The 23141-nt window shown below is 58.8% G+C and carries 21 protein-coding genes, 1 pseudogene and 1 other annotated feature; of the genes and pseudogenes, 18 read left to right on the forward strand and 4 right to left on the reverse strand.

Annotated features, from left to right (window positions below; all coding sequences use genetic code 11):
* Positions 1 to 192: 192 nt before the first annotated feature.
* Genes CLV97_RS13315 through CLV97_RS13325 form a run of 3 tightly spaced genes read right to left on the reverse strand, consistent with a single transcriptional unit; the run spans position 193 to position 2864 of the window.
* Positions 193 to 1035, reverse strand: a complete 843-nt coding sequence (locus tag CLV97_RS13315; protein ID WP_170070525.1) for an ABC transporter permease — start codon at positions 1033 to 1035, stop codon at positions 193 to 195.
* Complete coding sequence (locus tag CLV97_RS13320) at positions 1032 to 1802, reverse strand: ABC transporter ATP-binding protein (protein ID WP_106346021.1); 771 nt, start codon at positions 1800 to 1802, stop codon at positions 1032 to 1034. The genes CLV97_RS13315 and CLV97_RS13320 overlap by 4 nt, the downstream gene beginning before the upstream one ends.
* 36 nt (positions 1803 to 1838) lie before the next feature.
* Complete coding sequence (locus CLV97_RS13325) at positions 1839 to 2864, reverse strand: ABC transporter substrate-binding protein (RefSeq protein WP_106346022.1); 1026 nt, start codon at positions 2862 to 2864, stop codon at positions 1839 to 1841.
* Positions 2865 to 3068: 204 nt separating this feature from the next.
* Here CLV97_RS13325 and hemA point away from each other — a divergent pair, with 204 nt between their 5' ends.
* The 18 genes and pseudogenes from hemA to CLV97_RS13405 form a co-directional block, all read left to right on the forward strand.
* Positions 3069 to 4445 (forward strand): glutamyl-tRNA reductase, encoded by a 1377-nt coding sequence (gene hemA, locus CLV97_RS13330; RefSeq protein WP_106346023.1) that lies wholly within the window; start codon positions 3069 to 3071, stop codon positions 4443 to 4445.
* A 12-nt stretch (positions 4446 to 4457) separates the two neighbouring features.
* Positions 4458 to 5273, forward strand: a complete 816-nt coding sequence (locus CLV97_RS13335; RefSeq protein WP_106346024.1) for a cytochrome C assembly family protein — start codon at positions 4458 to 4460, stop codon at positions 5271 to 5273.
* Between the two features lie 14 nt (positions 5274 to 5287).
* Positions 5288 to 5974 (forward strand): precorrin-2 dehydrogenase/sirohydrochlorin ferrochelatase family protein, encoded by a 687-nt coding sequence (locus CLV97_RS13340; protein WP_170070526.1) that lies wholly within the window; start codon positions 5288 to 5290, stop codon positions 5972 to 5974.
* A 21-nt stretch (positions 5975 to 5995) separates the two neighbouring features.
* Entirely contained in the window at positions 5996 to 6922 is a 927-nt protein-coding gene (hemC, locus tag CLV97_RS13345) for a hydroxymethylbilane synthase (protein ID WP_106346026.1), read from the forward strand.
* Positions 6919 to 8469 (forward strand): uroporphyrinogen-III C-methyltransferase, encoded by a 1551-nt coding sequence (gene cobA / locus CLV97_RS13350; RefSeq protein ID WP_106346027.1) that lies wholly within the window; start codon positions 6919 to 6921, stop codon positions 8467 to 8469. The genes hemC and cobA overlap by 4 nt, the downstream gene beginning before the upstream one ends.
* A complete protein-coding gene (gene hemB / locus CLV97_RS13355) occupies positions 8466 to 9446 on the forward strand; it encodes a porphobilinogen synthase (protein ID WP_106346028.1) in 981 nt (326 codons plus the stop codon). Before cobA ends, hemB begins: the two co-directional genes overlap by 4 nt.
* Positions 9446 to 10498, forward strand: a complete 1053-nt coding sequence (gene ahbA, locus CLV97_RS13360) for a siroheme decarboxylase subunit alpha (RefSeq protein ID WP_106346086.1) — start codon at positions 9446 to 9448, stop codon at positions 10496 to 10498. Before hemB ends, ahbA begins: the two co-directional genes overlap by 1 nt.
* Before the next feature lie 128 nt (positions 10499 to 10626).
* Positions 10627 to 11913: a glutamate-1-semialdehyde 2,1-aminomutase gene (gene hemL, locus CLV97_RS13365; protein WP_245891577.1), complete on the forward strand. Its 1287-nt coding sequence runs from the start codon at positions 10627 to 10629 to the stop codon at positions 11911 to 11913.
* Positions 11914 to 11966: 53 nt separating this feature from the next.
* Positions 11967 to 12197 (forward strand): hypothetical protein, encoded by a 231-nt coding sequence (locus tag CLV97_RS13370; RefSeq protein WP_106346030.1) that lies wholly within the window; start codon positions 11967 to 11969, stop codon positions 12195 to 12197.
* On the forward strand, positions 12164 to 12493 hold the full coding sequence (locus CLV97_RS13375) for a GNAT family N-acetyltransferase (RefSeq protein ID WP_170070527.1): 330 nt from the start codon (positions 12164 to 12166) through the stop codon (positions 12491 to 12493). Before CLV97_RS13370 ends, CLV97_RS13375 begins: the two co-directional genes overlap by 34 nt.
* A 377-nt stretch (positions 12494 to 12870) precedes the next feature.
* Complete coding sequence (locus CLV97_RS13380; RefSeq protein ID WP_245891584.1) at positions 12871 to 14202, forward strand: LysM peptidoglycan-binding domain-containing protein; 1332 nt, start codon at positions 12871 to 12873, stop codon at positions 14200 to 14202.
* Positions 14199 to 15323, forward strand: a complete 1125-nt coding sequence (locus tag CLV97_RS13385; RefSeq protein WP_106346033.1) for a phosphotransferase — start codon at positions 14199 to 14201, stop codon at positions 15321 to 15323. Before CLV97_RS13380 ends, CLV97_RS13385 begins: the two co-directional genes overlap by 4 nt.
* A gap of 15 nt (positions 15324 to 15338) precedes the next feature.
* Positions 15339 to 15506 carry a hypothetical protein gene (locus CLV97_RS18215; RefSeq protein WP_170070529.1) on the forward strand — a complete coding sequence of 56 codons (168 nt, stop codon included), beginning with the start codon at positions 15339 to 15341 and terminating at the stop codon, positions 15504 to 15506.
* Between the two features lie 130 nt (positions 15507 to 15636).
* Positions 15637 to 15795, forward strand: a complete 159-nt coding sequence (locus CLV97_RS18220; protein ID WP_170070530.1) for a hypothetical protein — start codon at positions 15637 to 15639, stop codon at positions 15793 to 15795.
* Between the two features lie 63 nt (positions 15796 to 15858).
* Positions 15859 to 16096, forward strand: a binding site (T-box leader).
* A gap of 46 nt (positions 16097 to 16142) precedes the next feature.
* Positions 16143 to 18794, forward strand: a complete 2652-nt coding sequence (locus tag CLV97_RS13390) for a valine--tRNA ligase (RefSeq protein ID WP_106346034.1) — start codon at positions 16143 to 16145, stop codon at positions 18792 to 18794.
* A gap of 104 nt (positions 18795 to 18898) precedes the next feature.
* Complete coding sequence (locus CLV97_RS13395) at positions 18899 to 20266, forward strand: bifunctional folylpolyglutamate synthase/dihydrofolate synthase (RefSeq protein WP_106346035.1); 1368 nt, start codon at positions 18899 to 18901, stop codon at positions 20264 to 20266.
* 5 nt (positions 20267 to 20271) lie between these two features.
* Positions 20272 to 21666, forward strand: coding sequence for a UDP-N-acetylmuramate--L-alanine ligase (gene murC / locus CLV97_RS13400; protein WP_106346087.1), 1395 nt, complete (start codon positions 20272 to 20274; stop codon positions 21664 to 21666).
* A 37-nt stretch (positions 21667 to 21703) separates the two neighbouring features.
* Positions 21704 to 21901, forward strand: a pseudogene (locus CLV97_RS13405) (RraA family protein); the annotation flags it as partial.
* A gap of 82 nt (positions 21902 to 21983) precedes the next feature.
* On the opposite strand, the gene CLV97_RS13410 reads toward CLV97_RS13405, so the two are convergent.
* Positions 21984 to 23129 carry a site-specific integrase gene (locus CLV97_RS13410; RefSeq protein WP_106346037.1) on the reverse strand — a complete coding sequence of 382 codons (1146 nt, stop codon included), beginning with the start codon at positions 23127 to 23129 and terminating at the stop codon, positions 21984 to 21986.
* Positions 23130 to 23141: the final 12 nt, after the last annotated feature.

Below are 23141 nucleotides of genomic sequence, written 5' to 3' on the forward strand. Positions count from 1 at the left end.
AAACATCAAAAAAATGGCCTTGCTCCTCTCGAAGAGAGGAAAAGGCTTTGTGATCCGCCTAATTTACCAAATCTAATTTCCTTTATCTGTTTATTTCCCATAAACATGCAACCCCTGGCGCTTTTCTTGCGAAAAGAGCCAGGGGGTTTGTCATCAATCTCAGCCCTTTCTCCGAAAGGGCTCGCTGCTTTTTTATCCGTTTGTTTCCCGATGCCGCAGGAGATGTTTTTCCACCCGGGAGACGGCCAGGTACATCAGCGTCGCCAACAGCGCCACGATCAAGAGGTTCAACATGACGAGGGTCAGGTTGAACACCTGGAATCCGTAGATGATGAGGTATCCCAGGCCCGCCTTCGAAACGAGGAATTCGCCGACGATGACCCCCACCCAGGACAGGCCGACGTTGACTTTGATCGCCGCGATCAGATCGGGGATGCTGGAAGGCAGAATGATTTTGATGAACTGCTGGGTGCGCGTCGCCCCAAAGGCGCGGGCCAGGATGAGATGATCGGGATTGGCGCTTTTGAAGCTCTGGTGCATGACCAGCGCGGTGATGATGATGGTGATGGCAACGCCCATGGCGATGATCGATCCGTAACCGGCGCCGATGGTGACGATGAACAGAGGTCCCAGGGCCACCTTGGGCATGCTGTTGAGGACCACCAGGTAAGGGTCCAATACCCGCGAGAGCATGGGTGAGGCCCAGATTAGGGTGGCCAGGGCGGTGCCGGCCGCCGTCCCGATGGAAAATCCGATCAGCGTCTCCACGAGGGTGACCGCGATGTGATTCAGCAGCTCGCCGGAGGCGGAGAGACTCACCGCCAGATCCCACATTTGACCGGGACTGCTGAACAGGAAGGGATCGATCACCCCTTCCCGGGCCGCCCATTCCCATCCGATGATCAGAAGGAGGAGGATGGCCGTCCGGTAAATGGCGATTTTCCATTCCCTAATCCGCAGCCGTCGCAGGTGTTTGGCGTGCAGGGGGGACACCGCTCCCCGTTCCAGCCATCTTTTGATCGCCCCATTTGTCATGGCTGTTCCAACTCCTTCCACAGTTCGTTGAAGTGGTTTCTGAACAGGGGATGGCTGCGCGCATCCAGGGGATCGGCCTTGCGAACCTCCTCGGGCAAGGTGATCATGCGCCGGATTTGCCCCGGTCTGCGGGAGAGGACGATGATCCGGTCCGCAAGGGCCAGGGCCTCCTCCAGATCGTGGGTGATGAGCACCGTGGTGATCTTGTGCTGCCTGCGGATCGAGACGAGGAGCTTTTCCAGGTGCAGTTTGTTTTGGTAGTCGACCGCCGAAAACGGTTCATCCAGGAGGAGGATGTCCGGTTGGACGGCCATGGTTCGCACAAGGGCGACCCGTTGCCGCATTCCGCCGGAAAGCTGGGAAGGATAGTGTTGGATCACGGAAGCCAATCCCATTTCCTTGAGCAGGTAACGGGCGTGTTCCAGGTTTTTTCGGGTCTTCTGCCCCCGAATTTCCAGCCCCAGGGCGATGTTTTCCTCCACTGTCCGCCACTCCAGCAGACCGTCCCGTTGCAGCATGTAACCGATGCGGGGGGAGGGTCCCTTCACGGGCTCTCCGAACAGGCGGATCTCTCCCGACGTGACCGGCATCAGGCCGGCGATCAGGGAGAGAAGCGTGCTTTTGCCGCATCCGCTGGGTCCGACGACGGCCACCATCTCGCCGGAAGTGACATTGAAGGTGATCGGCCCCAGCGCCTGACGTTCGTCTCGCTTTGTCAGATACGTCTTGGTCACATGATCGATTTCAATCGCATCGATCGGTGTCATGGCAATTCCCCCTGCCGGAGCACTTTCTTGCGTCCGTCAATCTGGATTCCCGGTCACCGCTTCCGCGATGTCCGTGCGCACGATTTTCTCATATGGGATGTTGCCGGGGAGTTCTCCCGCCTGGCGCATCACTTCCAACAGGTGTTCGTATTCCGACTGCTCGATGATCGGATCCGGAGCCCAGGATTCCTGGGATTGATACCGCTTCACAACCCGGATGAGAACTTCGCGGTCGGTATCGGTAAAATAAGGGGAGATGGCATCGCTGATCTCTTCGGGCGAATGCCGCAAAGTCCACTGCTGTGCCCGATGAAGGGCTCGCACGAAACGGTGAATCACTTCGGGATGATCTTCGATGAATTGGGCTCTGGCGATGTAGGCGGTGTAGGGAAGTTTTCCGCTGTCGACTCCAAAGGAGGCGACGACATATCCTTTTCCTTCTTTCTCCAACATGGAAGCGGTCGGCTCAAACAGTTGCGCAAAATCGCCCGTTCCGGAAGCGAAGGCGCTTCCCAGGTTTTTGTAGTCCACGTTTTGAATGATCTCTACATCCTTGTGGGGATTTAAGCCGTTTTTGCGCTGGACATATTCGCTCACCATCTGGGGCATTCCCCCCTTTCGCTGGCCGAGCAGGGCTTTTCCGCGAAGATCGCTCCAGCGAAAGTCCTCCATCGGTTCCCTCGATACCAAGAAGGAGCCGTCCGTTTGTGTCAACTGGGCGAAGGCGGTGACCGGACTGGACGCTCCGCGGGCGTTGACATAAATGGCCGCCTCGACGCCGACCAGAACGATGTCCGCATCCCCGGCCAAGAGGGCGGTCATCGTTTTATCTCCGCCAAATCCGTTGGACAGCCGGATATCCAATCCTTCCTCTTCGAAAAATCCCTTGGACAGGGCAACGTATTGGGGAGCGTAGAAGGGTGAGCGGGTCACCTCTACGACGCGGAGGGTTTCCAATTGATTCTCTTCCGAAGGAAGAAGGGCCTTTACGATCCCACCGATCACCGCCAAGCCGATGACCAACGCGGCGGCGATGACCCATTTGCGGGACAGGATGGGCATGGCTTCGTCCTCCTTTGTTGAACTGGGCTAATGTCATCGTATGCCCCGGATTCAAAATCTGTTCAAAGGTGTCGACTTTTTGCCGGAATGGCCTGTGCTATAATGGGGATAGACTGAAAAAACGGGAATGATAAAGATCACACCTTTTGTGGGAAGGTTCTCATCAGGATTTGTCACTTTTGTCCCGGCAATCGGGGTGATTTGATGCACATCATGGTGTTAGGGCTGAATCATCGAACGGCTCCGGTGGAACTGCGCGAGCGGCTGGCCTTCTCCGATAAAGATCTGGAGGAGGCGCTGACGCGGCTGCGTCATACCAAAAGCATTCTGGAATGCACGATTTTGAGCACCTGCAACCGGATGGAATTGTACGCCGTTTGCGATCAGCTTCACACGGGGGAGTACTATCTCAAAACCTTTCTGGAAGAGTGGTTCGGCGTGCCGAGAGAGGAATTCGTCGACCACCTGTATGTGAAGCAAAATGAGGAAGCCGTGCGCCATCTGTTTCTGGTGGCGTGTGGGCTGGATTCGATGATCATCGGAGAGACCCAAATTCTCGGCCAAGTGAAATCGGCTTTTTTGACCGCCCAAAAGCACGGGGCGACGGGAACGCTGTTCAATACCCTGTTCAAACAGGCCGTCACTCTCGGAAAACGGGTTCACGCCGAGACCGAAATCGGTCAGAATGCCGTATCGGTCAGCTATGCGGCGGTGGAGCTGGGGAAAAAGCTGTTCGACGGATTTTCCGGGAAGACGGTGCTGCTGGTCGGAGCGGGAAAAATGGGGGAGTTGACCGCAAAGCACTTCCACGAGGCGGGGGCCGACCGGGTGATCGTGACCAACCGCACCCTGGAGAAGGCCGCGGAAGTGGCCAAGCGTTTCAACGGGGAGGCCCGCCCCTTCGACCGGTTGGTCGACTCCCTGCGTGAAGCGGATATTGTGGTCACATCCACAGGTTCCTCCGATGTGGTGATTCGTCGGGAGATGGTGTCCGAAGCGGTCCGCTTCCGCCAAGTCCCTCTTTTTTTGATCGACATCGCCGTTCCGCGGGATGTGGAAGCCTCGGTCCATGAACTGGAACAGGTCTACCTCTACAACATCGACGATCTGGAGGGAATCGTGGAGGCCAATCTCGTCCTGCGGCGGAAAGAGGCGGAGAAAGTGGAAGCCTGGATCGAGGAGGAAATCGTCCGCTTCCAGGAGTGGCTCCAAACCCTTGGTGTCGTACCCCTCATCTCCGCCCTACGGGAAAAGGCGATCGCCATTCAGGAGGAGACGATGCGAAGCATCGAGCGAAAGCTTCCGGATTTGACCGAGCGGGAGCGGCGGGTGCTCCGGAAGCACACGAAGAGCATCGTCAACCAGCTGTTGCGCGATCCGATCCTTCGGATCAAGGAGATGGCAGCGGGACCGGACCGGGAAGAAGCGCTGGAGTTGTTCGTCCAGCTGTTTGCCCTGGAGGATCGCCTGTCCTCCGAAGAGGAAACCGCCCAAGACAAAGAAATGCTTGTAGCCCGCTTTTCTTCTTCCCGGCTGGGCAGGCCCGCTTACGCCGGAACCGATCTCCCTACGCGCTCGTAAGGGGGAGCCGTCGTGTTTACCGAGCGGTGGATTATCGATTTCATCATTTATTTATATGCGCTCAGCCTGCTCTTTTCTTTCTCGGACCTGCTCTACCCGAACCGAAGGGCCAACCGGTTGGCCCTGGGGCTTTTGGTGGCGGTGTGGCTCTCCCAAAGTCTTTTTTTCGCGTTTCGCCTGTCGTCGTGGTTTCCGGCACTCACTTCTTTTGATGCTCTGTTTTTCTATTCCTGGGTCCTGATCACGCTCACCCTGGTGATCAACGCCGTTTACCGGATGGATCTGTTTGTCTTCTCGGCAAATCTGATCAGCTTTGCCGTGATGGCGATCAATCTGTTCGTCGCCAGGGATTCCGGAAGTCCGGTATCGGAAATCCTGTTGTCAGAGCTGGTGTTCATCCACGTCACCATGGCGTTCGTGGCGTATGCCGCCTTTTCCTTGTCCGCGGTTTTCGCGGCTTTTTACCTGATTGGAAACTTTCTGCTGAAGCGGAAGAAATGGAATCGGGTGCTCCGCCTCCTGCCCAGTCTGGACCGTTTGCACTCCTTTTTCCATCGATGGGTGATGATCGGCGTCCCCCTGATGCTCCTGTCGATGATTTTGGGACTGGTCTGGCTTCATCAGAGGGTTCCGGGAACGCCGTGGTACGATCCCAAGATCGCCGGATCCCTGCTGGTGCTCACCGCCTACAGCTTGCACCTTTATTTCCGGCTGTCGGGCCGGTGGCGGGGGCGCAGGCTGGCCTGGTGGAATTTGCTCTCTTTTTTTACCGTCTTGTTGAACATGTGGATTTCCGGAACCGGCGTTTCTTTCCACCGATGGTTGTAGAGGAGCGAAGAAAGATGACACAACACCTTTACCCGATGATGATCGATCTGACCGGTCGGCGTTGCCTTGTCGTGGGGGGCGGGACGGTGGCCGAGAGGAAGGTGGCCTCCCTTTTGGCCGGCGGCGGCGATGTGGTCGTCGTGAGCCCCTCCTTGACATCGGGGCTGATGGATCGCTTCCGGGCCGGGGAAATCGACTGCCGTTTCCGTCCCTACCGCCGGGAGGACGGGGAGGGCTGCTTTTTGGTGATCGCCGCCACCGACAAGGAGGCGGTGAACCGGCAAGTGTACGAGGATGCCCGGGCTCGGGGGCAGTGGATCAACGTGGTGGACCGTCCCGACCTGTGCAATTTCATCGTCCCTTCCGCCGTTCGACGGGGGAAGCTGACGATCGCCGTTTCCACCGCCGGAGCCAGCCCCTCCCTCGCAAAGGAGATCCGGAGGCGTCTGGAGTCGGAATACGGGCCGGAATACGAAGTGTTTCTCGATCTGCTCGTCGAAATGAGGAAGCGAATCCAGTCGGAGGTGGACGACACTACGCTCCGTTACCGTCTGATGGCCCGGCTGGTACAGGAGGAGTGGATACGCCTCTGCAAGGAGGATCCGGAGCTGGTGCGCCGGCGAATGGAGGAATGGGTGGATCGGACCATCCTGGAGGAAATGGCCGTGGCGGCGGATTCCGCGGCAGGGATCAACGGGTGAGGAATCCATAGGAGGAATAGCGTGAAAACCGTAAGTGTGGGAACGAGACAAAGCGCATTGGCACTGACCCAAACCCAGTGGGTGATGGACCGGTTGAGAAAGCTTCAACCGGATTGGGAGTGGCGGGTGGAGAAGATCCTGACCAAAGGAGATCGGATTCTCCATGTCACCCTTTCCAAGTTGGGAGGGAAAGGGCTGTTTATCAAGGAGATCGAGGGGGCGCTCCTCGAGGGACGGATCGACCTGGCGGTCCACAGCATGAAGGACTTGCCGGCGGAAATGCCCGAGGGCCTTGCGATCGCCGCGGTAACCCCGAGGGAGGATCCGAGAGATTGTTTGATCTCCCGCTCCGGAGCGGGATTGGATGAACTTCCCGCCGGCGCCGTTGTGGGCACCAGCAGCCTTCGACGTCAAGCCCAGGTGCTCGTACGCCGCCCCGATCTGGTAGTGAAGCCGGTCCGGGGGAATGTGGAAACCCGGCTCCGCAAGTTGGAGGAGGGCCAGTTTGACGCCATCGTGTTGGCCCGGGCGGGCCTTTCCCGCTTGGGCCTGGAGGACCGGATCACGGAGGTTTTGGCGGTCGACAAGATGGTGCCCGCCGTGGGACAGGGGGCCTTGGCGGTCCAGTGCCGCGGGGGGGATGAGTCCGTGTTTCGCCTGATCCGGCGGATCAACGATCCCGAAACCGAGAAGGCGGTTCGGGCCGAGCGGGCCTTTCTCCACGCCTTCCAGGGAGGATGTCATCTGCCCGTTGCCGCCTATGCGCAGGTGGAGGGGGAAAAGGTTCTCCTGGATGGGCTGGTGGCTTCTCCGGACGGCCGCCGGGTGCTGCGGGATCGTCAGGAGGGGAACGGAGCGGAAGAAGTGGGATGCCGTTTGGCGGAAAAGCTGCTCCGGCAGGGAGCGGATGAGATCTTGTCTGCGGTGCGAGCGGAGGTGGAGCGATGAGCGTGGGAACGGTTTATTTGGTCGGTGCCGGGCCGGGAGACCCCGGTTTGATCACCGTGAAAGGGCTTGAGATGATCCGGCGGGCGGAGGTGCTGGTGTATGATCGGCTGGCCAGTCCTCGCCTGTTGGGATATGCCCCCGAGGGAGCCGAGCGGATCTATGTGGGCAAGCGCCCGGACCGGCACACCCTGTCGCAGGAGGAGATCAACGAACTGCTGGTCCGCAAGGCGAAGGAAGGGAAGACTGTCGTACGGTTGAAGGGGGGCGATCCCTTCGTGTTCGGCCGGGGAGGGGAAGAGGCCGAGATCCTGGCCGAGCGGGGTATTCCCTTTGAAGTGATTCCCGGAATCACTTCCGCCATCGCCGTTCCCGCCTACGCGGGGATTCCCGTCACCCACCGGGATTTCAATGCTTCCTTTGCCGTGGTTACCGGCCACGAGCGGCCGGAGAAAACCGAGTCCTCCATCGACTGGGAGCATCTCGCCCGCGCCGCGGAGACGCTGATCTTTCTGATGGGTGTGGGCAACCTTCCCTTCATCCGCGAGCAATTGATCCGCTACGGCCGCTCTCCGGACACCCCGGTCGCCCTCATCCGATGGGGAACCCGCGTCGAGCAACAAACCCTGACGGGCACCCTGGCGGATATCGCGGAGCGGGTGGAGCAGGCCGGCTTCCAGCCCCCGGCGGTCATCGTGGTCGGCGAGGTGGTGAAGCTCAGGGAGACCCTGAAGTGGTTCGAAAGAAAACCCCTGTTTGGCAAGCGGGTGCTGGTGACCCGAGCGCGCAGTCAGGCGAGCGCCCTGTCGGAACGGATCGAAGTCCTCGGCGGGGAGGCGATCGAGTTTCCGGTGATCCGCATCACCCGCCCGGCTCGGCAGGATCTCTTGGATGCGGCGCTCCATCGGTTGGAAGACTACGACTGGGTGGTGTTTACCAGCGCCAACGGAGTGAAACACTTTTTCCGCCGGCTTCGCGAGCTGAAACTGGACATCCGCCGGATGGCCAAGGCGAAAGTGGCGGCCATCGGCCCCCAGACGGCGGAGGCGCTTTTGGACAAGGGGCTTCAAGTGGATGTCCTCCCCGGGGAGTACCGGGCGGAAGCCCTGGCTGAAGCGATGGCTTCCCGGGTGGAAGCCGGCGAGAAAGTGTTGCTCCCCCGGGCCGATATCGCGCGGAAGGTGCTGGCCCGAGAGTTGGAACGTTGCGGCCTGGAGGTGACGGAGGTGGACGCCTACGACACCCGCGTCGGAACGGAAGACGCGGGTGAGGTGGCGCGGATGCTGGAGGAAGGGGCGATTCATGTGATCACCTTTACCAGCTCCTCGACGGTTCGCAACTTTGTCGAAGCCATCCGCACGGCGCGGGAGGATTGGAGGTCTTTGATCGAATCGGTGCAAATCGCGTGCATCGGTCCGATTACCGCACGGACGGCGGAGGAGCTCGGCCTCCGGGTGGATGCCGTCGCGTCGGAGTACACGATCGACGGTTTGGTGGATGTGTTGGTGCGATTGCCCCACAGGACCTTTTTAGAGGAGGGATCCCGATGAACCCCTTCAGGCGCCATCGTCGGCTGCGTCAAACCGGAATCATTCGCAGCATGGTCCGGGAGACGCGTTTGGACGTCACCGACCTGATCGCCCCGCTGTTTGTCGTGGAGGGGGAAAACGTGCGCGAGGAGGTTCCTTCCATGCCGGGGGTGTTCCACTTTTCGGTGGACCGGATGGAGGAGGAACTGTCCCAGCTGGTCGATCTCGGCATTCCGTCGGTGATCGTGTTCGGCGTGCCGTCGAAAAAGGATGCTGTCGGCAGCGAGGCCTACGCGGAGGAAGGCATCGTTCAACGGGCCATCCGCCGCATCAAGGAACGGTATCCCGACTTGTACGTCATCGCCGACACTTGCCTTTGCCAGTACACGGATCACGGCCACTGCGGCGTGGTGAGAGACGGAGTGATCGTCAACGACGAGTCCTTGGAATTGCTGACCCGGACGGCGGTTTCCCAGGCGCGGGCCGGGGCCGACATGATCGCCCCCTCCAACATGATGGACGGTTTCGTCCGCTCCATACGGCAGGGACTGGACGAAGCCGGGTTTGAATATACGCCGATCCTCTCCTATGCGGTGAAGTACGCCTCTTCCTTCTACGGTCCTTTCCGCGAAGCGGCCCATTCGGCTCCCCAATTCGGCGACCGGCGGTCCTATCAGATGGATCCGGCCAACGTCCGGGAAGCGTTGCGTGAGGCGGCCTCCGATGTGGAGGAGGGGGCGGACCTTCTGATGGTGAAGCCCGGTCTGGCCTACATGGACATCATCTGCCGGGTCCGGGAGCGCTTTGACCTGCCCATCGTCGCCTACAACGTCAGCGGGGAGTACGCCATGGTGAAGGCGGCCGCCGAGCGGGGTTGGATCGATGAGCGGGGTGTCGTGATGGAGCTTTTGACGGGAATGAAGCGCGCCGGTGCGGATCTGATCTTGACATATCACGCGAAGGATGCAGCCCGCTGGCTGCGGGGAGGGATCGACTGATGGCCGTGGAAGAGATGGATGCCTTGGACAGGCGGCTTCTCAATGAATTGCAGGAAGGAATCGAGCTGGTGGAACGTCCCTATCAAGCCTTGGCCGACAAGCTGGGGACGACGGAGGAGGAGGTGCTGAACCGGGTCCGTGCCCTCAAGGGGGACGTGATCCGGCAGATCTCCGCCATTTTCGACACCCGCTCCCTGGGGTACAAGTCCAGCCTGGTGGCCGCCAAGATCCCCGAGGAGCGGATCGACCAGGCGGCCCGGGTGATCAATGATCACCCGGGGGTCAGCCACAACTACAAGCGAAACCACGCCTACAACCTGTGGTTTACCATCGCGGTGCCCCCCAACAGCCGCCTCGGCCTGGAAAAGACGGTGGAGCTGCTCGGAAAGATGGCGGAGGCGGAGCAGGTGCGCCTGATGCCCACCTTGAAGTTGTTCAAGATCGGCGTTCAGCTGGACATGACCGGAAAAGAGGATACGAGCAAGGCGAAGGCCAAGCCCGCTTACGGATACGAGGAGCGGAAAAGGGCGGCTCAGACCGTGTCCGAATTCGACATCGCCGTCATCCGCGAGCTGCAGAAGGATCTGTCCATCGAGCCCCGTCCCTTTGACGCCCTGGCCGAAAATATCGGGGTTTCCACCGATGAATTGCTGCGGGCTGGCCGGGATCTGCTCGAGCGGAAGCAGATGCGCCGCTTTGCCGCGGTGCTTCACCACCGCAAGGCGGGATTCCGCTTCAACGGGATGGGGGTGTGGGCGGTTCCGGAGGAGCAGGCTGACGAGGTCGGGATGAAGATGGCCTCGTTCAAGGCGGTCAGCCATTGCTACCTGCGCCCCACTTATCCGGATTGGCCCTACTCCATTTTCACGATGGTCCACGGTCGGACGAAGGAAGAATGTGAAGCGATTCTCCAGTCGATCGAGGAGGAGACGGGCATCCGCGAACGGGATGTTCTTTATTCCACCAAGGAATACAAGAAGACGCGGGTCACCTATTTCACCCCGGAGATGGAGGAATGGGAGGAGAAGGTGATCCGGCGGTTCGGGATTTGACGCATGCTCCAAAGGGCCGGTATCCTGTTCTCCTCATCCGGGATGCCGGCTTTTGCGGTTTTTCGGAAGGCATTCTTGCCGACAAGGGCGCTCTGATTCGATACAATACCCGAGGAGGAGGGATTTTTTTGCACAAAGGTTTTGAAGGCTCCAAAACCCGATACAAAGAGGCGGTCCGGTTGATCCCCGGCGGGGTCAACAGTCCTGTCCGTGCCTTTCGCTCGGTTGAGATGAATCCCGTGTATATCGAGCGGGGAAGGGGTTCCCGCGTCTTCGACGTGGACGGGAACGAGTACATCGACTACCTCTGTTCCTGGGGCCCCCTGATCCTTGGGCATGCTCATCCGAAGGTGGTGGAGGCCGTTCAGGAGACGGCGGCCAGGGGAACCAGTTTCGGGCTGCCCACGGAACTGGAGACGGAGATGGCCAGGGAAGTAGTGCAGCGGGTTCCCTCGGTGGAAGTGGTGCGCATGGTCAACTCGGGGACGGAAGCGACCATGAGCGCCCTCCGGCTGGCCAGGGCATACACCCGGCGCAACAAGATCGTCAAGTTTGAGGGTTGTTATCACGGGCATGCCGACAGCCTGCTGATCAAGGCGGGTTCCGGTGTGGCCACCTTGGGGTTGCCCGACAGCCCGGGGGTGACGGAAGGGACCGCCCGTCACACGCTGACGGTTCCCTACAATGATTTGGAAAGCGTCAAGCTGGTCTTCCGGGAGTTCGGAGACGACATCGCCGCGGTGATTGTGGAGCCGGTGGCCGGGAACATGGGAGTGGTGCCGCCCCAGCCGGGCTTCCTCCAGGGATTGCGCCGCATCACTTCCGAATACGGTGCCCTGCTCATCTTTGACGAGGTGATGACCGGATTTCGGGTGGATTACCATTCGGCCCAGGGCAAGTTTCAGGTGACGCCCGACCTGACGACCATGGGCAAGGTGATCGGCGGCGGCCTTCCCGTCGGCGCCTACGGCGGCCGCCGGGAGATCATGGAGATGATTGCGCCGGCGGGGCCGGTGTATCAGGCCGGGACCCTTTCCGGAAACCCGCTGGCGATGGCCGCCGGTGTGGCCACCCTCCGGGAACTTCAGCCGGAGGTGTATGAGGAGTTGGAGCGAAAGGCGGCCCGCTTGGAGGAGGGGATCCGCCGAAACGCCGAGGAGGCGGGTATCCCGCATCAGATCAACCGGGTGGGTTCGATGATCACCCTCTTTTTCACCGGTGATCCGGTCATCAACTATGACGGAGCCCGGGCATCAAACGCCAAACGGTTTGCCCGCTATTTCCGCCTGATGCTGGAAGAGGGCATCTTCGTTCCTCCGTCCCAATTCGAGGGGATGTTCGTCTCGGCAGCCCATTCGATGGAGGACATCGAGCGGACCATTGAAGCCAACCGCAACGCGTTGAAGCGGTTGTGACCACGGCCCGGCGCCGTGCCTTTTTCCATCGCGATGAACCAGGAGGTGATCGGATGGAATTTCGAATCCTGACGGAACGGGACGCCGAGGCCTTTCACCACCTTTACAGGGAGGCTCTCCAGACGTATCCGGAGGCTTTTTACCGGACTCCCGAAGAAGTGGCGGGATCCGTGGAGGAAAATGCCGCCTTTCTGCGGGAGCGGAACGGTTCGGATGACTTTGTGCCCGGGGCTTTGACGATGGAACGCTGGTGGGAATCGCCGGCTTTGTCCGGCAAACGCTGATAAAAACCCGCCACCGGGGTCATGTGTGGGGCGTGCATGTCCGCCCCGATTACCAAGGTAAAGGCGTTGCCACCCGGATGATGGAGGCGCTCATCACCCGGGTGAAAGCCCTTCCCGGGCTGGAGATCATCACTCTTACTGTGGTGTCCGAAAACCGACCGGCCAAAGCCCTGTATGAAAAATTGGGCTTTCAAAAGTACGGAACCTATCCGCGCTCGATGCGAGTGAACGGTCGGGTTCTCGACGAGGATTACATGGTGTTGTTTTTGAAGGATTTGCAGGAGGGCCGCAAGTAAATCGGAATCATTACCGGGTTGAACGAGGGGCGTGAAGAAGACGGGGACTGGTTGATCCCCGTTTTCTTTTTGTGCGGAATTTCGTTCATTGTCACGACTCGGGCGTTTCGGTGAAGTCTCCTCCATCCCGGGGACCGGGGCACCAGGGCGGACCGGAATCCGGGGAAGTCCCCCTGCCGGTACGAGCGGTTATATCCTTTTTCCGGACGCATATAGATAGATTACAGTCGAATGATTGCGGCCTTCATCTTTCCCATCATCGTCTGGCCCTGAAGCTTTGCAGGATGGATGTCGGGTGAGGCAGAAGATTCGCGTCCCCGGGAGGGATGACGGATCGCGGTGGCTATCAACGCGTGAAAGGGGAGGGATTTCCTTTGGTGGATCGCGAATACCAGCAGCTCCGGTTCGACATATCGGAAAAGGTCCGCCTGCATCCGCAACAGCCGGGGATCAAAACGCTGGTTGAACTGGATCTGTACCCCGACGTGGAAATCGAGGATCAGGAGACCCATCTCAGGATTCACGGCTATTTGAGGCTGGCGGGAAGATATGTCGGGGATGAGGAAGATGCGGTCGACACAGGAGAAGAAGCGGCCGGCGGGGATGAGCAGGCTCCGGAAGTCCGGCAGGAAGGGGAGAACATGGATGAAATCGCCTTTGTGATCCCTGTTGAGATCACCCTTCCTTCCGACCGGGTGGATGTCGACCGCATCGCCGCGGAGGTGGAATCCTTCGATTATCAGGTGTTGTCCCCCTTCGAGTTGCAGATCGAGGCGGTCCTGGCCATCGACGGCCTGTTGTCCGATCCGAAAAAAGATGAGGCTTACCAGGACAGCGTCGTTTCCTTTTCCGGATCCTCCGTTTTGTCCGAAAGGGGAGGCGGCATGGATGCGGAAGAGGAGGAATCCCCGGGCGAAGTGCACCTGATTCATGTGGATTACGGCGGAGAGCCGGCCGGAAAGCGGGAGGAACCGGACACGCGAGCCGCGGAGATTCAATCCCTTCCGCAGGAGTCCTCCGCCGCCGGCGATGTGGGGGAGGACTGGGCGGAGAGCCGCACCGAGGAGGATGGAGCATATCCGTTCGCGGTTGAATCCTCCTCTTCGGGAGAATCTCCCGCGGAATGGTCTCCGGATTCCCCTGACGACATCGATTTCGGAGAGGACGCGGGCGCGGAAGTGCCGGACAAAGAAGGGGAAAAAAGGGTGCGCGACCGGGAAGAGGCAGCCGAACGCGACCCGTTGAGCCGCGTGCGGTTCGGTTTTCAACCCGAAGAAGAGGATTTCGACGAGGCGTTTCAACTGGCCAAAAAATTGCTCCGGAAACCGTCCCCCGACGAGTTCGGTCCGGACCGGGCCGCGGCGGATTCCTCCGCGCAGGAAGAGACTTGGGACGAAGAGGCGGGGAAATCGGAGGAGGAATCGGCGGAATCCGCAGAGGAAACGGTTTCAACGGATGTTCGGGAAAGTGAACAGGGGACCGGCGAGGAAGGACTCCATTGGGCCCGGCAGTTCCTCGGAGAAAAAGAGGATACCTTTGTAAAGATGCGGATGGTGATCGTCCAGAAGGGAGAATCGCTGGAGTCCCTCGCCGATCGGTATGGCGTTTCGGCCAGCTCGATTCTTCGGCTGAACGATTTGGAGTCCGGACAATTGGAAGAGGGACAGATCGTATACATTCCCGGAGAGGAGCGCAAAACGGCCCAATGACGGTTCAGGAAAGCAAGGGGAAAACCTCTTTTAAGCCCTACCGGAATTTCCGAAGCGGGCTTCTTCGCCGGGTCATCGCCCGTTATGGATGGAACCCCGTCCAAGTGACGAGGGTTCGGGGGGCCTGGAGAGTGGAGACGGAGGACGGGACTTTCGCTCTGAAAAAAGCTTCCTGTTCGGCGAAGAAGCTTTCTTTTTTGCATCAGGCGGTGGAAGAGGCCCGATCACAAGGGGGGGACGCGCTTCTGCCTTGGATTCCCACCGGAAAAGGACGTCCTTTTCTGGAGGAGCGGGGGAGAGCGTGGTACGCCACGCGCTGGTCCGGAGGGGTTCTCGATCCCCGCGACGCGCCTGCGGAAGAGTTGATCCGGCAACTGGCTGTGCTCCACCGGCTTCTGGAAAAGCCCGCGGACAGGGGGAAGGAGTTTCGGTACCGGGCGGGAACGGGACTGGTCGAGAGGTGGAGGGGTCACAGGGAAAGGATCCAGGAATACCGGAGCAAACTCAAGACCCGCGGGTTTGCCTCTCCCTTCGAGCAGATGCTGAGCGATCATGCGGATTTGCTGGATAAGGCCTTTTCTTTTGCCGTCCGGGGGATGGAGCGGTTTGTGGAGACGGAAAGGGGGATCCCTCCCCGTTACACCCTTTGCCACGGCAGGATACACCCCCACAACATCCTGAAAGGGGATCGGGGTTGGATCTGGATCGATTGGGATCACGCCCGGGTTGACAGCCCGGTTAGGGACCTCGCCCTGTTTTTCCGGCAGTTTTCGGACCCCTCCGAAGGGGGAAGCGGGATTCTTTCCCTTCTGGAGGTTTATGAACAGGAACGAAAACTTTCTCGTAAGGAGAAAAAGCTCCTCGCCCTGTATCTGGCATATCCCGACGGGATCGGCGAGCTCCTTCGTCAATACCGGAAGCCCGGGGGGATTGCGGAAGCCGAGGCGGTCCGGCGCCTGCGGTTGGAGTTGGACCGGCTCCGCGGGGTGCGGGAAACGCTGGGCGAACTCTGGCCGAAACGATCGGCCCATCAACGGGCAGGAAAGGGTTCCGCGGCCAAAGAGAACGCGGCCGTTGCCGCGGTTCAATCACGGGCCGGCAAGAAGGGAAACGCCGGATGAAAGGTCGGTCGAGAAATGGAGGCGGGCGATTCCTCTGCAGGCAAAGGCTTTGCCTGTTTTTTCTTTAACGCAGGATTTTTCCTTCCCGCGAACTTTGATGAATCCGATCGGGTGGAAATTCCGTTTCTTTATAAGAAAGAGCTCGACATCTTGTCGCTCCCGATCGGCGGAAAAGCTCGATAAATCGGGGAAATCCTGGTTTTGTTCCCCAAAAGATCGAAAAATGTCGGGGAAATTTTTCGTTTTGGCTGGACAAGCTGTCGAGAAAAGAGCAAAATAAATAGAAAAAGGTTCGCAAAGGGGGGCGGATCCGGTGGGTATGGTAAAGTCCCTGATGCGAAGCGCCTACCGCGGCCTGTTGTTCATCCTTTTTCTCAGCGTCATGATGCTGGTAACCGTTTTGCTGCTGGCCTTCTTGGCCAATCCGTCGCTGATGTGGGAGAGTGTGCAGGAAGCGTTTCGCATGCCCTAAAGGATGAATTTGTTTGACGGGGAGCGTTTCCCGTTGTAAAATAATTGTTACCAATTGAATCCGATAAGTGCGATGAGAGGGAAGAGTAACCGGTGGATGCCTTTTCAGAGAGAAGGGCCCCCAGGCTGCAAGGCCCTTCAGGCAAATCCGGTGAAGGTCGCCCTTGAGCAGTCCTGCCGAATCCCGCGAACGGGTAGTAGGCTGGACCGGTTCCCGACGTTAGAGGGAAATGAGGGCACCGGATCGACTTGTGATCCGGTGAACAAAGGTGGTACCGCGGAGTGCTCCTTCCGTCCTTTGGATGGGAAGGAGTTTTATTTTTGAACGAGCAAAGGAGGATGTAAGCGATGGCGGACAAAAGGACGGAGCTTCCTTCCGCCTACGATCCCAAACGGACGGAAGAAAAATGGTACGATTACTGGTTGGAGGGGGGCTTTTTCAAAGCCGGAAAAGATCCGTCCAAACCCCCCTTCACCATCGTGATTCCCCCGCCGAACGTGACGGGGAACCTGCACATCGGCCATGCCTTGAACAACACCTTGCAGGATATCCTGATCCGCTGGAAACGGATGCAGGGATACGACGCCCTGTGGTTGCCGGGGATGGATCATGCCGGTATCGCCACCCAGTCCCGGGTGGAGGCCAGGCTGCGGGAGGAGGGAATCTCCCGCCACGATTTGGGACGGGAAAAATTCCTGGAGAGGGTCTGGGAGTGGAAGGAGCATTATGCGGGGGTCATCCGCGAGCAATGGAGAAAAATGGGGGTGTCCGTGGATTATTCCCGGGAGCGGTTCACCATGGACGAAGGATTGTCCCGGGCCGTCAGGGAAGTGTTCGTGCGCCTGTATGAAAAGGGGTTGATCTACCGGGGCAAATACATCATCAACTGGGATCCGGAAGCCCGCACCGCCCTGTCGGATATCGAGGTGATTCACAAGGAAGTGCCGGGCAAGCTGTATCACCTGCGGTATCCGTTGAAAGACGGCAGCGGGCACATCCAGATCGCCACCACCCGGCCGGAGACCATGCTGGCGGATACGGCGGTGGCGGTCCATCCCGAGGATGACCGCTACAAGCACCTGGTGGGAAAAACGGTGATTCTGCCCATTATCGGACGGGAAATCCCGATCGTGGCCGACGAGTACGTGGATCCCGAATTCGGCAGCGGCGCGCTCAAAGTGACTCCCGCCCACGATCCCAACGACTTTGAGATCGGTAAGCGCCACGATCTGCCGCAGGTCCTGGTGTTGGACGAAGAGGGCAGGATGAACGAAAACGCCGGTCCCTACAAGGGGCTGGACCGCTTTGAATGCCGCAAGCGGATCGTGAAGGACCTGAAAGAGGCGGGCGTATTGGTCAAGGTCGAGGATCATGTGCATTCGGTCGGGCACAGCGAGCGTTCCGGCGCCGTGGTGGAACCGATCCTCTCCACCCAGTGGTTCGTGAAGATGAAGCCGCTGGCGGAGCGGGCGATCGCCGACACCAAGAGCGGAAAAGGGGTCCGCTTCGTCCCCGAGCGGTTTGAAAAGATCTATCTCCACTGGATCGAGAACGTGCGGGATTGGTGCATTTCCCGCCAGCTGTGGTGGGGTCACCGCATTCCGGCGTGGCACTGCGGAGACTGCGGCGAAATCACCGTCTCCCGGGAGACCCCCGACAAGTGCTCCCACTGCGGAAGCACATCCCTTGAGCAGGATCCCGACGTGCTGGACACCTGGTTCAGTTCTGCCCTGTGGCCCTTTTCCACCATGGGCTGGCCGGAGGATACCGAGGACTTGCGCCGCTACTATCCGACGGATGTGCTCGTCACCGGCTACGACATCATTTACTTCTGGGTGGCCCGTATGATTTTCACCGCCCTGGAGTTTACCGGACAGAAGCCCTTTAAAGAGGTGTTGATCACCGGGATCGTCCGGGATGCGGAAGGGCGCAAGATGTCCAAATCCCTGGGCAACGGCGTGGACCCGCTGGATGTGATTGAAAAATACGGGACCGATGCGATGCGGTTTATGCTGTCCACCGGGTGCACCCCCGGAAACGATCAACGCTTCCGCTGGGAGCGGGTGGAGTCGGCCCGCAACTTCGCCAACAAGATTTGGAACGCCTCCCGCTTTGCGCTGATGCATTTGGCGGAGGCACGGGAGGAGGATCTGACCTTGACGGGTTCCCTCACGGTGTCCGACCGCTGGATCCTCCATCGGTTGAACGAAACGATCGACGAGGTGACCCGTCACTTGAACCGCTACGACTTCGGTGAAGCCGGACGGGTTCTGTACCACTTTATCTGGGATGAGTTTTGCGACTGGTACATCGAATTCTCCAAGCTGTCCCTCTACGGGGAGGATGAGGAGGCCAAGCGCGTCACCCGGGCGGTTCTCTGCCATGTGCTGGACCGCGCCCTGCGTCTGCTCCATCCCTTCATGCCCTTCATCACGGAGGAAATTTGGCAGAAGCTCCCCGGAACCGGCCCCAGCATCACGGTGGCGGAATGGCCGGAGGCGGACGAGGCTTTCCAGGCTCCGGATGCGGTCAAGGAAATGCAGATCCTGATCGACGTGATCCGGTCCGTGCGCAACATTCGTTCAGAAATGGAGGTTCCGCCCAAAAAGCAGGTCACCCTCCTGATCCGCACCGAACCGGAGGCCTATGCCGCGATCCGGGACAACGAGTCGGCCATTCGCCGCTTGTGCGGTGCGGAAAAGGTGACGGCGGGCCCCGACGTCACCCGTCCCGACAAGGCGATGACGGCGGTGGTGTCCGGTGCCGAAGTGTTTCTCCCCCTGGAGGGGATGATCGACATCGAGGAGACAATCGCCCGCCTGGAGAAGGAGCTGAAAAAGCTCGATTACGAAGTGGAGCGGGTGGAGAAGAAGCTCTCCAATCCCGGGTTCGTCCAGAAGGCTCCGGCCCACATCGTCGAAGGGGAAAGACGGAAAGGGGAGGAATACCGGGAGAGAAGGGAGAAGGTGCTGGCCCGCCTGCGGGAATTGAAAGGGTAGGGAGCGGGACCTCCCTGCCCTTTTTTCCTAAAAACGTCACCCCTCTTTTCTTGATCGGCCGAAAGATCCCCGTTATCATGAAAAGGTAAACGCAGTTTGGAGTCTTGAGGAAAGGGATCGAGGGCAAGATGACTCAACAGCGGTTTGTCACCAAAGAGGACGTGTTCAGGTGGATGGAAGAGGGATGCGCCTCGGGCATTCAGCCGGGGCTGGAACGGATGAACTGGGCTCTCGAGCGGCTGGGGCATCCCGAAAGGCGCCTGAAGTTTATCCATATCGCGGGGACTAACGGAAAGGGATCCACCGCGGCGATGATCGCGCAGGTTCTGAGGAAAGCCGGGTATTCGACGGGGATGTTTATCTCTCCCTATGTGACGGAATGGAATGAGCGGATTTCCGTGGACGGACGTCCCATCCCGGACTCCTCTTTCGTCCGCTGGGCGGAACACCTGCGTCCGCTGGTGGAGGAGATGGACCGGGAAGTGGGGAAACCCACCCCCTTCGAATTTTGGACGCTTTTGGCCCTCTGCTATTTCGCCCGGGAGGCGGTGCCCTGGTTTGTGGTGTGGGAAGCGGGGTTGGGAGGCCGCTTTGATTCCACCAACGTGGTGTTTCCCCTCGTTTCCGTCATCACCAACATCGGCCTGGATCATATACATTTATTGGGGAGCACGCTGGGTGAAATCGCCGCCGAAAAGGCAGGAATCATCAAACCGGGCGTGCCGGTGGTGAGCGGGACGGAAAATCCGGACGCCATCCGGGTGATTGAGGAGCGGGCGAAGGAAAACAAGAGCGATCTTTATCTCCTGCATCGCGATTTTCAGGCGGAAACCCTGGAATCGGGGCCCGGTGGACAGCGCTTCCGGTTTGGAAACGTGTACCGGACCCTGTCCGATCTGCAGCTTCCCCTCGCGGGAGAGCACCAGGTGAAAAACGCGGCGGTCGCCCTGATGACCCTGGAGCTGCTGCGTCAATTTTACGCCACCGTGCTGGAGGATGAAGACATACGGGCGGGACTTTCCGCCACGGTTTGGCCCGGACGATTGGAAAAGGCGGCCGATGAGCCGGACATCTGGCTGGACGGGGCGCATAATCGGGAGGCGGCACGGGCATTGGCCGAATCGGTTCGGGCGATTCGCCGCTCGCATACATATGACCGCCTTCATCTCATGCTGGCCGTTTCAGCGGACAAAGAGGTGGACGAGATCATAAAACCCCTGCTTCCCCTGGCCGATTCCGTGGTGGTGACCCGGGCGGACATCTCCCGGGCGCTGCCGGTGGAGCAGCTGGCGGAAGCGGTCCGGCGGGCGGCGCCGGAGATCAGGTTGCAGAAGGCGCCGACGGCGGCGGAGGGGCTTCGCTGTCTGAGAGAGGAAGCGGGGAACGGGGACATGATTCTCGTCACCGGGTCGCTGTTTCTGGTTTCGGAAGTTCGAAACATGCTGATGACAAATAAGGAACAAGGTTGGTGAGGCGAGTGAACGGGATCAGGCACGCGCACTTTATCGGGATCGGCGGATACGGGATGAGCGCCATCGCCCGCGTCCTCCTCGATATGGGCATCCGGGTCACCGGTTCGGATGTTGCGGAGAACAAGTTGATTAAGCGGTTGCTGGAGCGGGGGGCGATCGTCCATATCGGCCACGATGCCTCCCATGTGGAGGGGGCCGATTTGGTCGTATACTCCTCCAGCATTCCGGAGGAGAACGTGGAAAGGGTCGAGGCGCAGCGGAGGGGAATTCCCGTCCTCCATCGCTCTAAGATGCTGGCCCGGCTGCTGAACGACCGGTTTGGAATCGCCGTTGCCGGAGCTCACGGTAAGACCACCACCTCTTCGATGATCGCGCAAACCCTGGAGCTGTGCGGGAAAGATCCCACCTACGTGATCGGCGGTGAGATTCTCGGTCTGGACGGCAACGCCAAAGCGGGAAACAGCTCCTACGTGGTTGCGGAAGCCGATGAGAGTGACGGGACGTTTTTGGAATATTATCCCGCGATCGCCGTGGTCACCAATGTGGAACAGGATCATTTGGAAAATTACGATGGAGATTTCAGAAACTTGAAAAAGGCTTATCGCCAGTTTTTGAGCCAGGTGAAACCGGATGGCCTCACCGTTCTGTGCCTGGATGATCCCCATTTGCGGGAAATCGCCCGTGAACACCGCAACCGCTTGATCACCTACGGCATTGACCAGCCCGCCGACTACAATGCCGTCGATATTCGGCGCCACGGCAGGCAGGTAAGCTTCCGGGTGGTGCGCGGGGATGAAGAGTTGGGGGAAGTGACGCTGCAGGTTCCCGGCCGCCACAACGCGAGCAACGCCCTGGCCGCCCTGATCGTCTGTCTGGAGGTCGGCCTCTCCTTTGAGGAGGCTGCCGCGGCCCTCGGTCAGTTCCAAGGAGCCAAACGCCGCTTTCAGCTGATCGGTGAGGTGGACGGGATCACCGTGGTGGACGATTATGCCCACCATCCGACGGAAATTCGTGCTACCCTCACCGGCGCCAAGGCGATGGGGAAGCGCATTGTCGCCGTTTTTCAGCCGCAGCGCTTTTCCAGGACTTACTTTTTGATGGAGGAGTTCAGCCGGGCCTTCGATCAGGCGGACGAAGTGATCATCACCGACATTTACTCCCCTCCCGGCGAGAAGCCGATCCCGGGTGTGACGTCGGAGCGGCTTGCGAAGCTCGTCCGGCAAAACAGCAATCCCAACACGCTGTATCGTCCCACCAGGGAGGACGTGGTGGCCACCCTGCTGGAGCGGATCCGCCCGGGAGATTTGGTCATGACCATGGGCGCCGGGGACATCTGGCGGGCGGCCCAGGATCTCGTGTCCAAGCTGGAAGAGCGCGCCCGGGTGTGTAAGGAAAGTTGATCCGTCAGCGGTAAAGCACGGATGAGAGGAGGCGGCCATGGAGTTCAAAACCACCGATTTGTGCGATCAGTTTGCGTCGCAAGCTGCTGTATGCGAGGACATCTTCACTTCTTTCGGAGGAAGGAAGCGGTTTTCCGGTCCGATTGCCACCGTCCGCGTTTTTGAAGACAACGTGCTGGTGAAGGAAATGATCGAGACGGTTCCCGCCGGAACCGTGCTGGTAAAGGACGATAAAAAACACATTTTATAAAAACGCTTCGATATCAAGCGTTTCTTCCCACATCAAGTTCTATCCTGTTCCGTTTGCAAACATTTTGCTAACAATTCTTCTTATCTCGGGCTTCCACCGCTATGATCTGGTCAAACATTTCCGCTGCTTCCTTCTGCATGGAGGGAATCACGTGGGAATAGATATCAAGGGTCATACTGATCGACGAGTGACCCAACCGTTCCGAAACAATCTTTGGATGGACTCCCTGTTGCAACAAAAGCGTTGCGTGGGTATGTCTCAGATCATGGAACCGGATCGGTGGAAGCCCTGCTTTTTTGATTAAGAAAGAAAAATACTCCCGAAGGTTTCGGGGTTCAACCGGCTTTCCGGTTCGAGTGGTAAACACAAGATCATAGACATCACGATAATTGTATTGGATCATTTCCTTCTTTTGTTGAACCCGGTGTTTTTTTAGAACCTCCACTGTGGATGGGGAAATACTGATGAGCCGCCGGCTCTTGGCGGTTTTTGTTTGTTCGATCAGTTTTAATCCTGCGCTGGTTCGTTGTAAGGTCCGTCGGATACTGATTGTTCCTCGATCAAAATCGATATCCGCCCATTTTAAGCCCAACAATTCCCCTATTCTCATACCTGTAGTAATCGCCAGGTAAAAAGCGGGATAGTATTTGCTTTCCTTGGCTACTTGCAGAAATTGATTCACTTCTTCATCCGTCCATACCTTCATCCCGGCTCCGGATGGGCCAGTAGAAACCCGGATGTTTGCAGCAGGGTTTTTAGGGATCAATTGCATTTTGACAGCCCAATTTAATGCCACTTTTAACGTCCGGACACTGTATTTAGCGGATGTAGAAGAAATGCCCCTATCCAGCAACGATTTTAACAGTCGATTGATGTGAATAGGCCCGAGTTGATTTAGAGGTATGTTCCCTATTCCCGGAATGAGGTGATTAGTAATTACGCTATGGTATATATCGTAAGTAGTGATCTTACGATTCGGCTTGACTTCATCTTCCAACCACATTTCGAGAAACTCTTTGACGGTTATTTTTGTCGGTTCGATGTATTCTCCTCGGTTAAGTTCTGCGATCTTTTCCACCATAGCCCGTTGGGCTTCCTTTTTGGTTGCAAACCCACTGAACCACTTCTGTCGTCGTTTGCCCGTCTCCGGATCCCGACCAATATCCAGGACGAAACACCATTTTGAACCCCGTTTGCGGATGTGTCCTTTCAAAGCTTGTCCCTC

The organism is Planifilum fimeticola (assembly GCF_003001905.1).
In the GTDB taxonomy this organism is placed as follows: domain Bacteria; phylum Bacillota; class Bacilli; order Thermoactinomycetales; family DSM-44946; genus Planifilum; species Planifilum fimeticola.